The 4,139-nt window shown below is 25.7% G+C and carries 2 protein-coding genes; both read right to left on the reverse strand.

The window, feature by feature from the left end; all coding sequences use genetic code 11:
- Positions 1–502 precede the first annotated feature (502 nt).
- The gene (locus B5E75_RS14000; protein WP_162607714.1) at positions 503–2,977 is read right to left on the reverse strand and encodes a DEAD/DEAH box helicase family protein; all 2,475 of its coding nucleotides are present in this window, start codon (positions 2,975–2,977) and stop codon (positions 503–505) included.
- A gap of 127 nt (positions 2,978–3,104) precedes the next feature.
- Positions 3,105–3,848 carry a dsDNA nuclease domain-containing protein gene (locus B5E75_RS14005; protein WP_087360536.1) on the reverse strand — a complete coding sequence of 248 codons (744 nt, stop codon included), beginning with the start codon at positions 3,846–3,848 and terminating at the stop codon, positions 3,105–3,107.
- Positions 3,849–4,139: the final 291 nt, after the last annotated feature.

Raw genomic sequence — 4,139 nt, forward strand, 5'->3', positions numbered from 1 at the left:
CATGACCCATCATCAGATCATGATTCTCCTATACAGTTTTAAAATTGTGGGAAGAACAGCCTTCCCACAATTTCTTATAATCCAAAACCCCACAACCCCGTGTTATTTTAGATTACCTTTTTAAATATTGTAATTTTACTAAAATTAATTGAAAGAAAATTGGTTTAATCAATATTTTTTGATATGACAATCTCCCTAATTTTTTCAATATGTTGTACATCATAACCTCTGCTGAGATCAAAGCATAATCATCTATAATATTAAAAATCATTTGTTTGTAACGCTTTGATCTACAAACAATAAATTCTTGTATAGTACAAAATAATCGAATATTTATCTTAATATTATAGATAAACTTTATCTATCAAAAAATACATAAGATTAACTCATATAGACTTTAATTCATTCTGTTTGTATTTTTATATTTCAATTTATTAAATAAACATTTGCTTTTTTAATATTAATACTGAATAGAATTTCTCAATTCACTAAATCATAAACATTATTCATTAATCAAGAAAGATTCTGAATATTTACTAATTATATTTTTATTAAAGAAGTATTTATTAACTAATTCCAAAAGAAACGACTCATCTTCAGGGTGATTATTTACTTCTTTACAAAATAAACCAACATTTTCAACCAATTCTTGCAATTTTATTGGTGTAATAATTTTCATCAATTCATTAGGATTTGCATCTTTAGCAAATATTTTTGAATGATGTATTAAAACAGGTAATCCTTTTATTTCTGGATTATTTACTTTTGTCTCAAACCATTGCATAGAAGAGAGTAATTGACCACAATCATTTTTTGAAATTAATTCAGTTTTTGTTCCACTTTTACATTCGATAATAATAGATAAACAAGAATTGATATTCCACAAATTATCTGGTCCACCATCACCTATTTCTCTTTCTGGTCTTGAAGACCCGAATCCTAATAACAACCCCAATTCTTTTATCGCTTCTTCAAATTTATTAGGAGCGTTATGATCAATGGAATCAGGAATAAATCTTAAATCGTATAAAATTGATTGAACTTTTATTATATACGCATTGTTATCCGCAAATTGTCTTCGATATTGTATAATATTATTTATTTGATTTATATTTTTATTTGTTCTAGGAGTTAACTCTATTCCAGAAATAGGAAATAATAACTGTTTATTCAAATTTTTAGCTTTTAACTGTATCTTCTGTGCGTCCGATGGACTTTGAAAATTTATATATTCAGCTTTTTCTTGAGATAACCAACCATAAAAATCATTTTGTTCCATTCCATTTAATAATTCATTAAAAATAGATTGTAAACTTGTATAATCACGTACTAAACACATATTAAATGCATTTCTTAATGCTATTGATTCACTAGAGATATGTAAATTAGAATCACTAAACACTGAGCTTATATTCCTTTTGCTTAACTCTACCCATCTTGCATCTTGTGTTAAACAATAATCAAAATTTGATACAATATTTTCTAATGATTCATTTATTAATTGCTCACTTATTTGATTAGATAATTCAATTTGTTTTTTAGTAGCATTACTGAAATAGGATGTTCCTCCTTGATTATATAAAACATCTATTAATTTTTTCCCCATCAATAAAATTCCACAATAATCAACATTAGATCTAACTCCTCTACCCATTCCTTGCTCAATAATTTGAATTTTCTCTTTTATGATGAATTTAGAATTACTAATACATGAAGATTTAATAGTTTGATATAAACTTTGATATTCAGGCAAACCATCAATTACCAATAACCTACAAGCATCATTAGCCAAATCAATACCATCATATCTATTAACTAAAACATCTAATCCTCTCTTTTTATCCCTTATTGTATCTATTGTTTCTCCAGTGTATGTATTATCTGAAACATCACTCCAAAATGATGCTCTTTGAAATGAGGGAACAAGTATCATCACTCTTATTTCTTTTGATTTTGTCACTAAATACTTTTTGATTTCTTCATCAGTAATATTTGGATTTAACCCTTGTGGGAATAAAATCATTCTATCACCTATATCATTTGACTTTTTTGGAGAAATCACAGTTTTAATATTTTCCATATTTATATCAAAATTTGTGACAAGAACACTATCATCATTTAATGTTGCTGACATATATATACGTCTTTTTGCATGATAAAACTTAGTAATCTTATGAATTGGTAAACATTTTGCTGTTATCTGTATTTTGTTATAAGTTATACTACAATAACACAAAGTTAGTATATTTTCTATTAAGGGTAAATTAAACTTAAAATTATCATGATATTTATATAAAAGTTCTAAAATCGCGTTAGAATTTTTTTGCCAACTCCAATATGGAATAAGCATTGGATTAGCTGTATAATCGTTTTCGCGTATTTTTACTAAATTAGCATGATTTTGATTTTTTAAGTCTTCATAAAATAGATGAAGAATGCTATTAAACAACTCAGAATTCTCATCTCTTGAAATATTTATTGTAGATTGCTCTATACCTTTGTTCACACAAGAATGGACATCATCAATTAAAAATGTACCTACATCAATACTGCTAGGACTAATTCCAAATTTTGATAACCCATTTATTAAACTATAAATAGTAGTCACAAGAATTGCTTTTTTTTGAGAAAAATTATAATCGTTAATATTGCTGGTTGCTTTTATACCTAAGTTATTTGCTTCTTCTATTACTTGACTAACCAAATATTTATCTGGTACAACATAAACACACCTTTCATCTAATTCATTTTGACAACTTTGAAGTATTAAAAGTGCCACTACAGTCTTTCCGCTTCCTGTATTCATCTTTATTATATTATCTAAATTATCCCTATTTAAGAACCAAGAATCAAGAACCTCAGATTGTACATCTCTCAAATATCCATATTTAGATTTCTTATGTGGTAAATTGTTAAATATAGTCCTAGGATCAATATCCTTTGACTCATCAACTCTTATTTTAGATAAATCTAACATAATAAACCTCCTTTTCATCAAAAATAATTATAACATTTTTTATTGTAATAGTATATATCCTGTAAAGAAGCTAATTTCTATCCTTTTTTTATATTCCCTTTAAAAATTCAATATAAGTTTTTGTCAATTATACACTTTTATCAATATTATCCACAAATAAGTTTAGTATCCTTTCAAAATCAGCTTTTGACATACCTTTCAATGATAACATTTTATCATAATCTTCACATGAAAATTCATAGCAAGCTTTTTGTCTAACCGTATCATAAATAAATCTATAAAGTGCATTAGGCTTTTTTGGTTCACAACCCTTTATTTTTTCAAATTTTGTAATCAACTTTCCTTTTATCTCACTTCCTGGATCTTTCAAATTCATATCTATGTGAATAAAAAATACTGCTGATAAATTCACTTCATCTAATTTAAGCTCAGTTTGAATTAAATCTTTAATTTTCGTTTTACTTTTTTCACTTAAATCATTAAGTTCTATTTCTTTAAACTCTTCTTTTATAATACTATTATCTCGTAAATATCCATTTGAAACTATAGCAAGTTTTACATTCATTTCATTATCTTTTTCTAATATAAATAATTTACCTAATATTGAATTTTTCTTTTTACCAGGGTTCGCCAAATCGTTAATTATGTACTTTTTGATTCCCATATGTGACTTCAATTGATAAAATTCAAGCTTATCTTTACAGTGAATTTCAATATCACAAAAGTAATCAAAAACAATAGTAAAATCATCTTCATCATAAATATCTAATATTTTGCTAATTCCCCATAATAGTTCAATACAAAATCTATTCTTACTTCTAGCACCTGATAAATCATATGGTAATGTCATATAAAAATCTGATATTTCCAATTGAAAATACCTCCAATTTACTTATATAATTGATTTTATCATATTGATTCTATCAGTTCTACTCTATGCCAAAAAATTTCTTTTAATCTCTATAAACAGTTCTTTCATATCTTCTACTAATTACATAACATCCTATAATTTAAAAAGAAAGATTAAATTCTATTAATTAAATAGATAGTCTAAGAAGTCACGGGGTTTCCCAAAACGAATAAGTTTTACGGGAAATCTCTTTTTTTGTTTTCTCTTATGCTGGTTTAAAATCACGGGAAATTCTATAATGGTATTATCAGG

Source organism: Massiliimicrobium timonense (assembly GCF_002160865.1).
Lineage (GTDB): Bacteria > Bacillota_I > Bacilli_A > Erysipelotrichales > Coprobacillaceae > Allocoprobacillus.

What these genes read in the sequence shown, in the direction of transcription:
- B5E75_RS14000 (WP_162607714.1), bottom strand. Translation starts at nt 2,977, where the DNA reads ATGTTAGATTTATCTAAAATAAGAGTTGATGAGTCAAAGGATATTGAT.